At 41.5% G+C, this 16,814-nt stretch carries 13 protein-coding genes; 5 read left to right on the forward strand and 8 right to left on the reverse strand.

Annotated features, from left to right (window positions below; all coding sequences use genetic code 11):
* Positions 1 to 13: 13 nt before the first annotated feature.
* From LZF95_RS17275 to LZF95_RS17310, 8 genes are all read right to left on the reverse strand, one after another.
* Positions 14 to 2,254, reverse strand: a complete 2,241-nt coding sequence (locus LZF95_RS17275; RefSeq protein ID WP_233756278.1) for a TonB-dependent receptor — start codon at positions 2,252 to 2,254, stop codon at positions 14 to 16.
* A gap of 318 nt (positions 2,255 to 2,572) precedes the next feature.
* Entirely contained in the window at positions 2,573 to 3,415 is an 843-nt protein-coding gene (locus LZF95_RS17280) for a hypothetical protein (RefSeq protein ID WP_233756279.1), read from the reverse strand.
* A gap of 16 nt (positions 3,416 to 3,431) precedes the next feature.
* Complete coding sequence (locus LZF95_RS17285) at positions 3,432 to 5,036, reverse strand: hypothetical protein (protein ID WP_233756280.1); 1,605 nt, start codon at positions 5,034 to 5,036, stop codon at positions 3,432 to 3,434.
* Between the two features lie 123 nt (positions 5,037 to 5,159).
* Positions 5,160 to 5,738, reverse strand: a complete 579-nt coding sequence (locus LZF95_RS17290; RefSeq protein WP_233756281.1) for a hypothetical protein — start codon at positions 5,736 to 5,738, stop codon at positions 5,160 to 5,162.
* Positions 5,739 to 5,769: 31 nt separating this feature from the next.
* Positions 5,770 to 6,276: a hypothetical protein gene (locus tag LZF95_RS17295; RefSeq protein WP_233756282.1), complete on the reverse strand. Its 507-nt coding sequence runs from the start codon at positions 6,274 to 6,276 to the stop codon at positions 5,770 to 5,772.
* A gap of 103 nt (positions 6,277 to 6,379) precedes the next feature.
* Positions 6,380 to 6,940 (reverse strand): hypothetical protein, encoded by a 561-nt coding sequence (locus tag LZF95_RS17300; protein ID WP_233756283.1) that lies wholly within the window; start codon positions 6,938 to 6,940, stop codon positions 6,380 to 6,382.
* A complete protein-coding gene (locus LZF95_RS17305) occupies positions 6,931 to 7,638 on the reverse strand; it encodes a hypothetical protein (protein WP_233756284.1) in 708 nt (235 codons plus the stop codon). The genes LZF95_RS17300 and LZF95_RS17305 overlap by 10 nt, the downstream gene beginning before the upstream one ends.
* Before the next feature lie 11 nt (positions 7,639 to 7,649).
* A complete protein-coding gene (locus tag LZF95_RS17310; protein WP_233756285.1) occupies positions 7,650 to 8,432 on the reverse strand; it encodes a DUF4412 domain-containing protein in 783 nt (260 codons plus the stop codon).
* Between the two features lie 89 nt (positions 8,433 to 8,521).
* Here LZF95_RS17310 and LZF95_RS17315 point away from each other — a divergent pair, with 89 nt between their 5' ends.
* The 5 genes from LZF95_RS17315 to LZF95_RS17335 all read left to right on the forward strand — a co-directional run bounded on the left by LZF95_RS17315 (position 8,522) and on the right by LZF95_RS17335 (position 16,676).
* Positions 8,522 to 8,785 (forward strand): hypothetical protein, encoded by a 264-nt coding sequence (locus LZF95_RS17315; protein WP_233756286.1) that lies wholly within the window; start codon positions 8,522 to 8,524, stop codon positions 8,783 to 8,785.
* A gap of 75 nt (positions 8,786 to 8,860) precedes the next feature.
* Positions 8,861 to 9,415 carry an RNA polymerase sigma factor gene (locus LZF95_RS17320; protein ID WP_233756287.1) on the forward strand — a complete coding sequence of 185 codons (555 nt, stop codon included), beginning with the start codon at positions 8,861 to 8,863 and terminating at the stop codon, positions 9,413 to 9,415.
* A complete protein-coding gene (locus tag LZF95_RS17325; RefSeq protein WP_233756288.1) occupies positions 9,415 to 10,164 on the forward strand; it encodes a hypothetical protein in 750 nt (249 codons plus the stop codon). Before LZF95_RS17320 ends, LZF95_RS17325 begins: the two co-directional genes overlap by 1 nt.
* A gap of 178 nt (positions 10,165 to 10,342) precedes the next feature.
* On the forward strand, positions 10,343 to 13,261 hold the full coding sequence (locus tag LZF95_RS17330; protein ID WP_233756289.1) for a CHAT domain-containing tetratricopeptide repeat protein: 2,919 nt from the start codon (positions 10,343 to 10,345) through the stop codon (positions 13,259 to 13,261).
* 175 nt (positions 13,262 to 13,436) lie between these two features.
* Entirely contained in the window at positions 13,437 to 16,676 is a 3,240-nt protein-coding gene (locus LZF95_RS17335) for a CHAT domain-containing tetratricopeptide repeat protein (RefSeq protein ID WP_233756290.1), read from the forward strand.
* Positions 16,677 to 16,814 lie beyond the last annotated feature (138 nt).

The raw sequence follows: 16,814 nt of genomic DNA on the forward strand, positions 1-16,814 counted from the left end.
TAAGTTGGTAAGTTTAAAACTGATAATGCAATGACAAGGCTATGTTCCTGCCGGCCTCAGGAAGGTCTATCAGCCTATAGAAACTGGTATGGTTGAGGTATTCGGTGTTAAATAGATTTTGAACCTGAAGGTCAACGTTCACTTTCTGTCCGGCGATTGGCAGCTCAGAGCCCAGTCTTAAATTCACCAATTGGTAGCCAGGGGTCAGCTTTTCCGGCGGCACAATGTTGTTCTGTCTGGCTGTCAACCTACAATCCAACGTAATGTAGGGCGAACTGAAATTGCCCTGAAGCGCGGGCTTATACGTCACACTGACTATCCCGGATGGCGGTGGGGAAAACGGTAAGGTGAAGCCTTTTTTGTCACCAGAAAGCTGATGGCTATAGACATATTCACCTAGCAGCTCAAAGCTCCATTGGGAATCTAACAGATATGCGGCAGAGATTTCCGCCCCATACCTAAACACCTCGCTTTGGGTATAATTAAACACCTGATTTCCTGCACCATACAGATAATCATGCTCAAAAGAAGGATTGAGATAAATGTAATTGGGGAAATAGTTTAGAAAGGGACTGATACTTACCTTTAATTGCTCTTTGTTGATTTCAGTACCCAGATCCAATTGGAAAGAACGCTCCGGTGAGAGATCGGCGTTTCCTCGTTCGTATCTGAAATAATGATAGTTGACACCATTGGCCGCGAGCTCTTTGGCGATGGGAACCCGGAAACTTGTGCCCACATTTCCTTTAAAGCTAATATCTCCCGGGACATAATTGAACCCTGCCGACCATACCAAACTCCGAAAATCTCTTTTGAAATCCACGGCACGGTACAGGTAATCAGCTTCTGTGGCTTGACTTGCGTCTTTTACACTGGGAAACCAATCCTGATACGCAGAGACCTGGATCTGGCTGTGGTCATAGCGCAAAGCCCCTGTCAACTGCAGACGTGGGTTGACCTTGAACTTCTCTACTGCAAATATGCCATAACTGAACTGGTTAAACTCCGGAATCAAAAAACCCCATCCACCGATGGCGTTGTCCTGATACTCAGCACTTGCACCAAAAGATAATATGTGCTTATCCCAGAACAGCTCATTACGGATGTTAAGCGAAATCACTTCCTTGTCAAAAGCCCTTTCCAAAGATGAAGAATAGGGCATTTCCGAAGGAAACACCGGGGGCATATAGCCATGATTCACATATTGGCTCCACTCCTTGCGGTTATTTCTCTGATAACCAAGATCCACTTCGAGTAGATTATTACCTACCGCATAGCTGAGTTTATTGATATACTTGGTATGATCTACTTCCTGATATGGCAGCAGAATGTCCCTATTGGAGCGGTCATGAAGTTCTGTATCCACCTGACGGGGCTCTAGCCCATGTGCGTTGGCAAAGAATCCAGATTTGGAGCTCACTCTGGAAACTGAAAAAGTATTGCGAAGCCTGTCTCCTATGTAGCCTACTCTGCCGCTAACATTAAATTCGTCTCCCGCGGTATTTCTTACGTGATTATTGGCTAACTCCACCCCGAAATCATAAACAAATACTGAATCCGTAGGTACTCTGAAGTCGCCATAAGAAGCATATGTAATCCTCCCATCAACAAACCAGCGATTCTTCCTGGCAAATAAACTGACAGAACCTCCTAACCAAGCATTATTTGATTTAGCACCCAGATCTACTGTCCCACCAGCGCCGTTTTCTGAAGGGGCAGGACTTTCACGTATGTCCACTACTCCGGCTATAGCATCCGAACCGTATTTAAAAGAGGCTGGCCCTTTGATGATCATGACCTGATCAGCGGCGTACTGATCTATCTCCAATCCGTGATCTGCGCCCCACTGCTGGCCTTCGTGTTTTATACCATTCTCTACCACCATAACCTGATTGAAGCCCAAGCCCCGGATCAGTGGTTTGGATGCGCCGGATCCAATACCTATGGTACTGATTCCAGGCAGGCGCTCAAGAGACTTCATTAAACTCCCACCCCTATTTTCCCTTATAAAGCCCTGTTTTACAATATCCAGAGCGTTTGATTCCTCATTCCTCAACTGATAAGCCCGATCTATTAAAAGAAATTCTTCCAAGTTGACCGTACTGGATGTATCTGAGGGTATTGTATCTGTAGCTTGAGTAGAATATCCGGAAATGGTGGTCGAACCAGACTTATTCAAGCTACCATCTGCTGCGATTTGAAAGAGAGAGGTCAATTGAACTAGTCCCACCAAAGTGGATAAGAGAGAAAGCATAAACCATTATTTGCAACTGAATTGCAAATATACTTGCAATCGCTTTACGAAACAAAGTTGCAAAAACAAACTGGATTGGATTTCTTTCAAAGGTTATCTTTTGATTTGAACGACTCTCCAGTCCTGTTTTCTGTCTATAGGCAAAAAGTGCATCTGCTTAACTGCAGGTATGTGCTTTCAGTTTAAAATTGGGAATCCCATCCGTAGCGACGAGGATCAAGGTGGAATTCCCCAAGAATAGAACCAAACAGAGTTCAAGTAAGGGCATTAAAGTAATACGCAGAAAGCCAGAATGAATACTCCTCTACACAATGTCCCTTATTGACAGGGAGCGTGTAATTTCAAAACTTCAGAAACCGGGCGGGAAGAAAGCTTCCCATCAGGTGTTCTTTTCCTTAAGATGTAATCAGCAAACGGAGCCCAATAGGTAGTAGGGTCAATTGTCTCAAGTCTTAGTTTACTCCAATAGACTTGTCCATTTGAATCTCTATAAGTGGATTCCAGCTGGGTAATCAGCTGATCAGCCCCAAGCCCGAAAGACTGTCCCAGTATGTCAGGCAACCGAAGTTCTTTTGCCTGCTGGTTAAACAAGTAGATCAATCGTGTATCAAAATCTACTGTAGCGAGGTGGATTTTTTCAGAACCATTCGCCTCCTTGAGTTTCCTCACCTCATACGCCTTGCTCTCCAACCCTGCAATTACTTCATTAGGCTCAGGAATAGCAGTAAACTCGATGTACTCGTCCTTGGAAGGGATGGCAATAAGATTATCCTTGGGCTCCAGATATACCGAGTCCACCGTGACTACCCTGCCGTTGCCTGGCCCTTCGGCTTCTGTGCCGAAGGTCAGGTAACTGCCGTCAGGCTGGGCAATGAGGTAGTGGACCATCTCATCTTCCCTGCCCCATGCGGCGTGGTCAAAGAGGAAGCGCTTACTGCAGGTACTGTAATAGACCCACACTTCCCCTGACCTACCCGTATGATCTGAATAGGAGTAAATAATAGCCTGATCGAAATAAAGTCCGCCTTCTTCGCTGTCGTAGGTGGCAAGGTCTATGTCTTGGGTAAAAGAAGGTGTAAACGGAATTAAGAGGCAACACAATAGTGAAAAACCTTTAAGCTGTCCTATTACTAATTTATCTTTTAAGGAACTTACGAGCATATCTCTAATGTGTCGGTTAATCAATAATTTCTACAGTAAACGAAATCATGATAGGGGGATTCATTCCTCCAAGGTTTGCAAAAAAGTAGTAAGGTGGATTTACGAGGGGCGGCCCATGTTCAGCTTCGCCTTTTCCTTCTTGCATCCTGTTGTAATATTGTTCGTAGTTTGTGAGTTTGCGAGGATTTGTCAATTCATGTAAATATACCCTTCTATGAATATTACCAAAATTGATGTCTCCGGAGGCCAGTTTGTTAGACAAATGAGCTTGCCCATTTATCGCAACCCGTTCAGTTTCCCCCTCTAATGCCGCTCTGTTTACCTCAAATTCCCTCACTCGATCAACACGAAAAATCGCTTGGTTGCTATGATCGTTCGATTTTTCTAATTCTGCATCCTTTGCAAACTTATAAAAACCGAAATAAATAGGCCTGCTGCCTCCGAAAGTCAAATTCTTTTCCTTGTCAAAATAGTAGATATCGTGCTTATTTTGAGACCTCGATTTCGGTATATCAAAAACACGTGCAGGTGTGTTTCCTAGACTGTTCAATTCAGAGGTTCCTGAGGAAGTTTCTCTGTATGCTCGAATACTGCCAGTTCCATATAGCTCAATTGGCAGTTTTTTGGCCAGTCCATGGAAAGAATTCCCCACAGATGTGTCCCAAAATAAGGACGATGATAAATAAATAAACTTATATTCCACCCTCACCTTTACCGTAGCACTTAGCTTCTTACTCTCCCGCTCAGCTTCTGCCTGGCTGATTTTAATCATTTTATACCCCAATTTTGGAGCTACGAGATACGTGCCATTACTCCCAACCGCAATCCGACCGTTGGCCCGGGTATTCTTGGAGTTATTTTCGTAGATCGGATCAAACATCACGGTCACATCATCCTCATTGGTCTCGTACCCGAATAATCTTCCTTCTGGAGAACCTATGCCATAGGCATTTCCTAGGATCAGTGCTTCTCCGTACGCCTTACTTTTATCTTTATTGTCAGGAAAATTCCTAACATTCACGAAGAGGTTCCTTTTCGTGCCACTCGCATCGGCCATGCCTTCGATACGGTAATAGCCCCCGATGTTTCTAGCTGTTTTCTTTGGTGTCATCGCCATCTGAACTCCTACTTTGGGTGTCCCCGTAGCTTTCTGGACTACCGTACCACTTCCTTTAGAAAATGTGCCTTTTTGAAGTGATGTCGCTGCTTGAGCTTTATTTGCTTGCTGGCTCGTTAAGGTTTGATTCTTGAATATGGGGCCTCCAAAAAAGCGCGCACCTTTGGTGCTCTCGTGCATAAACATCGTGGCATTATCATTCGCTCTAATGAAAATCCTGAACTTCTGATCCAGCGAATGCCATGGATTTTTGTCATATTTCAGTGTACCCGCGACTTCCTTATTAGCCATTGTACCCGTAAGCGAAGCCCTCATGTTTTCCTTTTTGTGAATAATTTCCCCGGTGATCGTATTTCCATTTTGGGTCAAATGGTACTCGATATTAGGATCCACTTTTGACTTGTCATTCACCATAGATGCATTCCATACGCCTGTGAAATTTTGTGCCTGTGCCCATCCCGCCAAGAAAAGTAGGATTAGCTGTATATAAATGTGTTTTTTCATGATTTATTAGTTTAGAAAGACCATAATCCTCCCAGGCAGAAGATGAATATCATCTACGCCGCATGGGTTATAGCCTGATTTGTAAATGGACAGTGAGGCAGATTAGCGCCCCCAAAAAGAAAATCACCTTGGATCGAACCCCTTTACCCAGCCTTTGATCTTGACTTTTTCACCAGAGGTAGTTTCGGTAAAATCCCCCTCAAACTCAGCTTCTATATCTAATATCGGATACTCTTCTTTAGTGATCTGGTCTACCCAGGTTTTCGGTTTTTTAGAGATCAATTTATAAGAACCACTCTGCGATAGAAACACGTATTTTTCATCATCTTTCGCCACTTTCAATTCTATGAAGGAATTCTCACCAAAGGGATTTTCTTCGGGCTTAAGCGGACTTATCTTATCCTCTTCCCAGATCATTCTAAAGGTACTGTTGCCCTGTGGTGGATCTATAAAGCTAACTGTGGAAGCGCTGATTTCCTTGTTCCCGTCCCATCTGGAATCAATGCCACCCTGCGCATATACCGGCGTGGTGAACGTTTTCCCGTCCAGAGAACCGCCGGAGATTTTGAAGGAATAGAAGGATTTGCTTTTTAACTTCTCTTTGTCCATCCCTAGTTCCTTTGCTACTTTTTCAAGCGCCTGATCTTCTTTGGATCCACCGCAGGCAAAGGCAAGTAGGAAAATGCCGGCTAGCAGCATCATTCGATTTATAAAATCAGCCCTCATAACATGTCTATTGGATGGTGAAAGAAAAAGTGGCGGGCTTGATCTGGCCTTTTACTTCCAATGGCCGGGCAAGCAACTTGACCTGGTAATTCCCAGGGGCGAGCTTGGCAGGTGTTTCTTTCAAAGTAACCCTGCTTTTCTCGTTATAACTTAATAAGGAAATAAAGTCAAAACCTTCAGTGCCAATGATCATATCTCCCGGGATATATGGCATAGGGTTACGTGAAGTCTTCCCCATTAATTTTCCGTTGTGATAGACTTCAGTGATAAATTCAAAAAAGATGATCTCTCTCCCTTCTTTGGATTTGATTCCATCACCCTGAAAGGAAAACAAGATGGGGTATCTTTCTTTCCTGAAATCGATGAATAGATCTATCAGATTATCTGATTTGGTTTCCAGTTTCAGTTCAGAGCTTTTTCCTACGGTAATTGCTCCTTTGACAGTTTGGGCATTGGATTCCACTAGAATAAAAGCGAACCAAGCAAGCGCGAGTATTCGAATAAGTGTTTTCAATTTTTTAGAGTTATTGGTTGGTAAAACGTTCATTATTGATTTCTTAGAAGTGCTAATAGATCCCTATGTCGCACTTGCTACAGTAGTTATGAAGAGATGGCTCCTACATCTCAAATTTCTGGTACTTGCCTGATTCCACTCTACCTGAAAACGGAACCCAACTATCTGGATTACCTGCAGCATCTCCTTCGCCCAGTTTGCCCTCAAACTCAAAGACAAATTCCTCAGCAGTCCAACTAATCACCTGGAGTTTGCCCTCCATGATATCTTGGGGCAGGGAGGTGTCGTATTTGATCTGTCCAGGCTCGCGGTCATGGGAAAATTTTCCATAAGAAATAAAGAACACATCTCCAGATTCACTGTAGCCATGGAATAAGCCAGGCTCGTCGAAGGACAATACTTCAGGCTTCCGTTGTGAAATATCTTTTCCTGCAAAAGTCAATGAGATATGCTGGCCTTCATCATCCATCACGCTAAAAATTAGCTGGTTGGGATATACAGTAAGTGTAGAATTTGCCATCGCAACAGAATCAAAAACCAATTGTCCACCAACTTCAAAGTAAACCATGTGTTGCTCAGAAGACGACATCACTTGAGATTGACCCACTGCATAGTATGGTATCAAAGCCAAACAGAACGAAACCACCCTAAGCATCAGTTGCATACTCCTGCCACTTTATCTGCCAGCTTCCTAGCCAGTTCTACACTTTTTTCCTCATCCACAGACCCATAAGGGCCTACTTGGGCGCTGAGCGAGAGCAACACCTCTCCTACAACGACATATACCCCGAAACCTTTCCTGTTGTAAACCGCGTAATCTGCCTTTGTATCCAATGGGATGTAAGCGTTTTGCTGCATGTCCATGACCGTGTTTTGAAGAGTTTTATTGGAAGAGGCATTGGCATTGGGATCGTTGGATTTTCCAAGCTCATCATCGATTAGTTTGTTCAATTTTGCTGCTTCTTCAGGCGTTTTGTCCCGGTAAGTGTTTTTGGTATAGTCCACCACCAGATTCGGAATATCCTTATTCTTATCATTCCGCTTTAGCCGGAGTTTTTCAGCGGTTTCCATTTCATCAAACCCTATGAAATGGATGACACCATTCTCCTTCCAGGAATATCTATACATATGCCTCCGTTCATAATGATCCGATGTGATCGGATTTCCGTTGGCCAATTCCTTGATGAATTCTTCGGTGAAAAACTTCCCTTCATTTTCTCCCGTATAGTCCATCAAACAGGAATCATTCACTTTTTTGGAGCTGGAATTATTACCCAAGAGACTTTTCTCCCCTGAAGATGAACTGCACATAGATGCCGCGAGGAGCAGAAGCAGATTGAATGCGATCGCAAGTAGTTTCATGATTCAGCGGTTTAAAAGGCCATCCCATTCTTGTATTGACTCATATCTATCACTTGCTCGATCTCGCCAAGCTGCACTACTTTCATATGGGAAGTGACTTTTCCTTTCTTGTCAAAAGCCGTCATTTCCATCATAAATCCCTGCATTTTCTCCGGTAAGGGCACAGACTTTTTAGAATAAGAACCGAGGGATTTGGCAAAGGCGGCCTGATCAAACTTCACTTCAGGAGCCATCCAAAATTCCCCCTTCAAGTCTTCATCCTCCATGATGTATTTGGTGGCGGTATAGCCCAAAATAGTTTTGGTATCATTGGTCTTTTTCATTTCAGGCATGTTGGCATCATCCTCATCATCAGCAGTATTTCCGAACATTCCCATCATGGAGGTAGACATGGCCGTGTATGTTTTGTCTTTGGGATTGAGGGTCACCATTACATCACTGTCCAGGTCATATATGATCAACATATCGGACATTTCCATACCAAAGTAGCTTTCTGCCACATTGTACTTCCATACTTGGGTCATAGGCTTGCCCTTTTCCATATTCATCTCCATGGTGACCTGGAAATCAAAACTGTACTCGGAAGGGGCTTTAAAATCCTTAGACTGCCCCATCATACCGGCTAAGTCTATTCCCCCCATCCCTTTTCCTTCATTAGATTGGCCATCTCCTGAAATGGCTTTTGTTGCCATCTGGTCTTTGAGTTTCTTCAAGACTTGGGATTGTCCTTCGAATACCATAAAAAACAGGCAGAAACACAGTAGGTAAATCTTGGAGTTAAAATATCTTTTCATAGCGTATGATTTTTGATTGCTATGACTTAGTCTTCCTCCTTGAAAAATGGTAAACAGAATGCCTTAAAAAACTTTTGTGATTATCCGCAATGATGTCAGTAACCATATTCTCTTTGCTTTACTGGACGGAAGACCGAAGACGGGTGACCGAAGTGGCCTTGACGCTGGTGTTTTCCGAATCCTATGATGCTTTTATTGTTTTACTGGCAGAAAAGCGGATATACATAAAAACTTCTTACCTTATTCATTTGATTGGGCTGAAAAACAGGTTTTTCACATTTATTCAGGCATGTGAATTTCCGCATCTACCCGACAAAACTTTCGCCATCAACGTTTTTACACTAATCAACTGATTTTGAACTAAGTGTATATATAAATAAAAATTATGTATATGTTTACCTAATTCCAATTTTTAAGACTAAAGGTAAATGAGTGAAATTCTTATAGAGAAGCTGAAATCCGGGGATAAAGCAGCACTTGGAGAAGTTTATAAATTATATCGGGAGCAATTCCTGCAATTTGCCAAACGATACCACAAGGATGAAGAGCTACTTGAGGATATCTATCAAGATGTAAGCATAGCCTTATTTGACAGGGCTGTAAGCGGGAAATTAGAACTGGAAAAAAGCAGTATCAAAACCTACCTTTTTTCGATGGGGAAGTTTATGCTCTTTACCAAACTGAAAAAGGAACGTCCAAGCGTAGAATTCTCCCAAGATCAGGAATGGAATCAGGGAATGTATGAAGAAGCCAAACTCTTTATAGAAGAACCTGATTCAAGGGTGGCTTTCCTAGGAAAATCACTCGCCAAGCTGGGGGAGAAATGCAAAAAAATCCTTGAGCTGTATTACTATGAAAACAAAAGCATGAAGGAAATCCAGCTATTGTTGGATTACAATCATCCGGATGTGGTCAAAAGCCATAAATCCCGCTGCATGAAGACACTCAAGGAGTCGTTTAAACACAAAAAATTTGAATATTGATGGAAGGTAATGAACTGCTTGACCGTTTCTTTAAGGGAAAGCTGACTGAAGAGGAAAAGAAGAGGCTGGAATCTTTGCTGCGTTCAGATGAGGAATTCCGGGAGGAATTTGAGCTTCAGCAGGCTACCCGTGAAGCTGTGATTCGGCATAAGCATAAAGAACTCAAGTCGTTTTTAGGTGAGGTCGAGATGGAGCTAAAGGATGATCAAAAAGTGTATAAAATCCAACCTAAAACCTTTATCTGGAAGGTTGCAGCAGGAGTAGCATTGCTTATAGCTGCCACTGTCCTTATTCTGAATCTTACTGATACCCAGGACTCAGATACTGCTTATGATTCCTTTCTTTCCTATTACTCCCCTTATCCCAATGTAGTCTCCCCGATCACACGTGGAGAAGAATTCAATCCAGAGGATATGGAAAAAGCCGCATTCATAGCATATGAAAGCGGAAAATATAATGTTTCTGACAGTCTTTTTACTAAAATCTTACCCTACCAAACAGACTATATCCAATTCTATAAAGGCATCTCAAAGTTTGAACTGGGGCAATACGACAGTGCAATCCATTATTTTGACAATTACCTCTATAGCGATGGCACACAGCTTAGGGATCAGGCCAAGTGGTACATGGCTTTAAGCTATCTGGTAAAAGGCGACACTATTAAAGGAAAAGAGGAAATGATCCGTCTGAGAAAAAGCAGCGGTTATAAAATGGATGAGGTGGAGCGGATTCTGTTGAGTTTGGATTGAACAAGTTAGGCAGTGATTAATTTAAAGATACTATGGGATTTTTGAGTTGCTGTATTCTTTTCGAATTATTCACAGTGGTATATCAGGATGTTTATGCCCGCGAAAGGCATCTTTCCTAGATCTATGGGAGAAACTATTAGTTAATATTGAAGACCATCTATGCTTATTATAAAAAAATATGTTCAGATCAATAATTCTTACACTCTTTGTCGAACTTTTTATTAGTACTCCTGGATTTTCACTTTCCTCTGATACAACACACGTTTTATCCCTTTCCAAAAAAGGGGAAGCGCTCATGTATAATAATGAGCTGGACTCAGCCATCCTAATCCTGGATAGCGCTAATTCAATAATTGCTAGTGAAAACATAGCAATTATTGAATTAGTCCATGGAGTCAAAAACAGGCTGGCTATTGCCTTGGCTTACAAGCAATACAACCGACAGTCGATTAAGATTTTTCAGGAACTTAAAAACTTTTACCAGTCAAAAAACGACGGAGGGGAATATGACATCCAAATCGCACAACTTTTTAACAATATTGCGATCAATTATAATTTACTTTTTGATTACGAACAGTCCATCAGATATTTTGACAGTAGTTTAGTCACATTTCAAAGAAAAAACGTCCAGTTTGACAATCAAATCCGCAATCTGTACTTAAATAAGGCACTCAACCACCTTGATTTAGCCAACTACCAATCAGCAATCGAAAATTTAGAGCTATCGAAGTTGATCCGGATAAACAATCCAGAGAATGATCCAACCGGCTATGAAAAAATGAAAGAAAATCTGGCATATAGCGAAGTCCTGATAGAACTCAACCAGAATCCTGATGAAATTATCGAGGCAAGAAACTATCTGAAGGAAAACATCGCTATGCTGAAAAAGATAAACCCAAAAGATCAATACATCGGCTATGCCAAATCTTTGTTGCACAAGACCTATCTCCTAAAAAATGATTATGACAGCGCAATTTTTTATGGAAAAGAAACAATCCAATTTTTCAAAAATCAATATGGACAGGATTACACGGGACTGATTACAAAAATCACAGATCTCGGGAGAGTTTATTCTGTAATGGGAGAAGACATAAAAGCTATTCAAATGCTCGATAGTGCCATAGCTATTCCTACACCAAATGAGATTGATAAAAACGCCTACAAAGCAGATGCTCATCTTTGGAAAGCTAAAATACATTTGAAAAACAATACACTGGATTTGCTCCAAAAAGAGCTTATAAATGCAACCAAGTTAGTATTCCCAACATTCTCAAAAAGTGAGGATATTTTTGCAAACCCCAAAGTTGATTCACTTTTTCAAAGTCCTATATTCAGTAATTTTTTCATCAAGAAAGGGAGTCTACTGAAAGGGATTTACATACAAACCGGAGATGTGGAATACCTGAGAGCTTCACTTGATGCGTATATTCTTGGGATAAATATCGGAATGCGTACTAGAAAAGGACTTTCAGGTTTACGTGCAAAATCACTTTTTGCTTCCAAGCTGACAGACAATTTTGATGAAGCGCTAGATGTTTCTTACGAGCTTTATCAAAAAACAAAGAGCCCAGATGATTTCTGGAGAGTAATATGGCTAAGTGATTTATCAAAAGCTGCTTCGTTAAAAGATAAGGTCAATGGAAAAGAAAATATTTCTTTGGGAGTCCCCTCTTATATTCTATCCCGGGAAATCGATTTGAAAAGTAATTTGCTATACTATGAACAGGCAGTTTATAAAGAAAGCTTTACAAAAAGCATTCGTTCGACTTCAATGGAAAATGATAATATCAAAGGTTTGATAAATGCAAAAGCTGAAATGGAGTCATTCATGGATGAACTCAAAGAAGATTACCCAAAATACTATACCCTTGAATATGGATCAATTGAAAGCTTTGAATACAATTCCCTTCGATCCAGTTTTAGCAGCAACGCATTTCCAAAGGAAAAATTAATCATTGATTTCTACCATAACAAAGACTATTACCTAGTCAGCTATATAAGCAAAAAAAATCAAGGGGTTTATAAGGTTCAAAAAACTCCAGAACTTGAAAATGCTATAACAGAATTTCATGCAATCGTAAGCAATAAAGAAAAAGGAGATTTCCAAAAACCCTCCATTACACTCTATAATGAATTGTTAGCGCCTGCTTTGGCTAAAACTAAATCCAACGACCTTATTATTATTCCGGACGGAAAATTAGCCTATCTGCCATTTGACTTGCTAGTCGATAAAGAACTTGACAATGGTACCTTCAAAACATACGAATACCTGATAAAAAAATATACAATCAGCTATCAATATGCTTATTCTTTGATTAATAAAAAGCAAACAGCCCATCCCAATTCAAATTCAAAAGTGCTTGCTATCCTTCCTGATTTCAATAGTCTGCAGGGCAAAATGATAGCTGAGGTGGATACCGCCACAAGAGATGGGCTAAAATTCCTGACAAATCTACCATTTGCGGAGGATGAGCTGAATAACTTATCGCTTTTGTACAAGGGAGACTTTCTGAAAGGAAGTGAAGCAACAGAAAGCCAATTTAAAGCCAAGGCACCATTTGCAGATATCATACATCTTGCTACGCATTCCTTGATCAATGAAAACAACCCACTTACGTCCCAACTTCTATTCAATGGCGATGAAACCAACGATGGTTTACTTCATACTTATGAACTTTTCAGCCTCGCTTTGAATGCTGATCTAGTTACTCTTTCTGCATGCAATTCGGGATATGGTGAACTCCAACAAGGAGAAGGCGTCATCAGTCTTGCCAGGGGATTTATGTATGCGAATGTTTCCAATTTACTGATGAGCTTATGGGCCGTTTCTGACCAATCCACCAGCAAATTGATGGGAATATTCTATAAGAGAATTTATGAGGGTGAAGATTACAGTCAAGCATTGAGAAATGCCAAACTGGAATATTTGATGAAGGCAGATGAAAATACAGCCCATCCTAACTATTGGGCGGGCTTTGTTTATCTTGGAGATTATACAGAAAAAAGAAATCATAACTTAATCTGGATAATTGCATTGACTTTAATAGCTGCATTGATTGCTTATTTATTTTTCAAGAAAAGCAACTATTCCTTGTAACCTTTCATTAGGCCCAAAATAAGTATGACGTTACTTAGCAGTATATTTTATCAGTCACACAGTATACCTTTCATTTAATTTTAGACTTTCCGATATTATGGTAATTAAGCTGGCTTTTTTAATCTTGATAGCATCTAATACAGCTCTTACTTACAGTTGGAAAACGTTTATCTACATGGGGAATAATACAGAAGAGCGCGGATGGAGCGGTTGGTATGTTGAGGGTATAGTTTTTATTCTTTCACCTATAGGGCATTTTACACTCTTTAGAAAGAGCAGCTTTACAATTATTTTGTTACTACTTATAGCTGCCTGTGGAACTCAAAAAGAAACTGAAACTGTCCCTCAAAAAGAGTCTGAATCTGTCACTGAAAACATCTTGGATTTATATGGCGATTCGGCATGGGGCGTCTTTACAAAAAAAGCTGACTCCCTTCAGAACTTGGGGTTGCATACCGAATCTGTTTCCTATAGAGATAGCGCATTAGACTCCTATACAGACGGGGTGACTGAAATCCGGAATTATCTGCATGTAAAAAGAAATCACTCATTGGCTCTTTCATACAATTACGCAGCAGAAGGGATTCCTCTTTTGGCATCCGCTTACCAGCTGATGGACAGCACTAATCTTCCTTTGGAAGAGAAAATCTCCCTTCTCAACACCTACTATCATTTTCTCGGGTACAACGGAAAATGGCCCGAAGCACTTCCGGTAGCCGAAAAAATCCACACTACCCTTATTGCCACAGCTGATCCTGACCCGGAAAGTTTATCGAGTGTTCTTTTTGATATTGCCTATATCCAAAACAAAATCGGCAATTACCCGGAAGCTGTAGCCTATTATGAGCAGGCTATTGACAAGCAAATTTCTTTCTATGGAGAAAGCCACCAAGAGGTAGGACTAACTTATAACAACCTGGCATTTAACTATGGCTTACTGGGCCTGGCAAATAAGCAATACCAAACTTATCAAAAAGCGGTAAAGGCCTGGGAAGAAGCTGAGGAATTGGACCAAAGCTATCTGATGACGGTTTACGGGAATTTGATCAATTGGAATTTACGGTATGGTGACCTCAATGAAGCGGAAGGACTATTGGCTAAAATCAGAGAACTAGTTGTCAATAAAGATGAAAATTGGGGGAAGAAAAATCAGTTGATTTCCCAGAAAATAGATGATCCGAACCTCCACTTGATGTTGAACTATTGGAACAAACACTTACATGTACTGACACAAAAAGGGCAATTGGATGAGGCCATCAGCTACAGAGACTCAATCGCATCTTTGGTCTCATCAATAGACCAATCCCGAATTCAAGAGTTCCTAAAATATCTGGTTAGTTCTGAGGAAGAATTGGCAGAACTCCATTTTTTGAAAGGTGACCTTGATGGTGCAATTTCCCACTATGAAAAAGCATTGAAAATTAAAGACAGCCACGGACACTCCTCTTTATTGGCTGACACGTATGCAAAACTGTCCTTGATTTATCTGGATAAAAACAATCCTGCGAGTGCCGAAAAATACATCGACTCTGCCATGGCCGTCTCCCAGCACAAGGGAGAGGTGATTGACTACATTATTATTGCAGCTAAAATCTCCAACGCAAAACAGGATCTAAAGCGTGCGAAACACTACGGAAGTAAGACATTGGCAATGTTGACAGGACCGGACAGTCTGTCTAACTCACCGCAGTCTATTCAGTTAGTCAATTTTGGTGGACGGGTACATTCAAATTACATCTCCGGACTCACCATCGTTGGGCAAACTTATCTTTCGCTTTTTGACAGTATGGCTTCATCTCAGGATTTGGAAACTGCGAAGCATCTTTTTCAATTGGCCATGGAAATGCTGGACAGCTATTACCTGGGGGGTGCATATACTGATGCCTTAGCATCCCTGCAGTCAAAGATCCAACATGGATTGCTGGAATGCCATCTTAGATCAGAACATCCGGAAGACGAGGTCGCTCTAAGCCATTTATTGGGTGTCTTGGAAAACAATAGGAGCAGTCAGGATTGGAAGAAGTTCATGAAAAATGCACGCCAAACAGCCATTCTTGTTCCTGATTCAATTCAACAAAAGGAAGATGAGCACCGCAAACTGATTGTCCACTACAAAGAGCAGTTGCTAAGCCTGCAAAAAGATTCCGCTCAGATCGGGCAGCTGGACTTCTTGAGATCCAAGCTTCATCATCATGAGCAAGAGCTCGGGATGATGGAGAGCACATTGGAAGAACTCACTCCCCAATACCTGAGACTGAGTCAAAGCAAAGTAAAACTATCCCATGTTCAAGAAGCAATAGACAAACAAACGACCCTTCTGAGATACCTAGTGACAGATTCTACTGCTTATCTGTTTGAAATTTCGAAGGACAAAATTCTCCTACATAGCCTCGGCTCTACCTCCAAGCTAAGATCTTTAGTATCCATGGCAATGGATCAACTGAAGAGTAGGGATATAGCTTTTTATGAATCTTCCAAGGAGCTGTTTGCATATCTCCTTCCTGATGGAATAGATTCTGATTTCCAGAGGCAACTATTGATCATTCCCGATGATATAGTAAACTATGTGCCTTTTGAAGCACTGACACCAACCGGTAAGTCCGACGGATTTCTGGTAACACAGCATGACATCAGCTACTCCGGTTCGCTACCGCTTTGGTTGCTACAGGAAGGAATGGAGAAAAACAGTTCGGCTTCCTTTGCTGCATTTGCTCCGCAATATTCCACTACCCAAGAAAAAGAATTGCTACGTGGCAATTCAGCCATTGATTTACCGGGTGCCGCCTCAGAAGCTATCCGGATCTCCGAATTACTGGAAGGTGAAATCCATCAGGGAGATAAGCTGGATAAGGGCTTCTTCCTAGCAAAAGCCAAGGATTATTCTATTCTGCATCTTGCCATGCATGCAGAAGTCAACGATCTGGAAGGAGAGCAATCCAGTTTTGTATTTGCCGATGACAGTAGGCTTCATGCTTATGAACTTTATAATATGCGGCTTCAGGCGGACCTCGCTACCTTGAGTGCCTGCAATACTGGATATGGCCCGATCAAGAAAGGTGAAGGGGTAAAAAGTTTGGCCACCGCATTTTCATATGCCGGCGTACCAAGCTTGATCATGGGACTTTGGCAACTCCCCGATCAAAGTTCTGAATCGCTTATGGTCTCTTTTTATCAATCTTTATTGGAAGGAAATAAAAAAAACACTTCACTGGCCAATGCTAAGCGGGATTATCTAAAAGCCAATCCGGATGCAGAGCTGAGTCATCCATTTTACTGGGCAGGGCTGGTGGTCTCCGGTAATACCGATCCTATCAGGCACGCTGGAATACCCAATTGGATGATAGCAATTGCCTTACTTTTAGTCGTGGGGGGAATAGGAATTAGCTGGAGAGTCAGAGCTAAAAAGAGCAGTTAACGACTAACTAAAACATACACGCTTAGATAAAAGGAAAAGCTGGTTGATTCTAGTCTAAGACTGAAACACAAATACCACTTTGACACAGAAGCTGGTGAGATAAAAGCCAGATAAAATTGCCTTTGGCAGAAATAAAGA

The organism is Algoriphagus sp. AGSA1, assembly GCF_021390545.1.
In the GTDB taxonomy this organism is placed as follows: domain Bacteria; phylum Bacteroidota; class Bacteroidia; order Cytophagales; family Cyclobacteriaceae; genus Algoriphagus.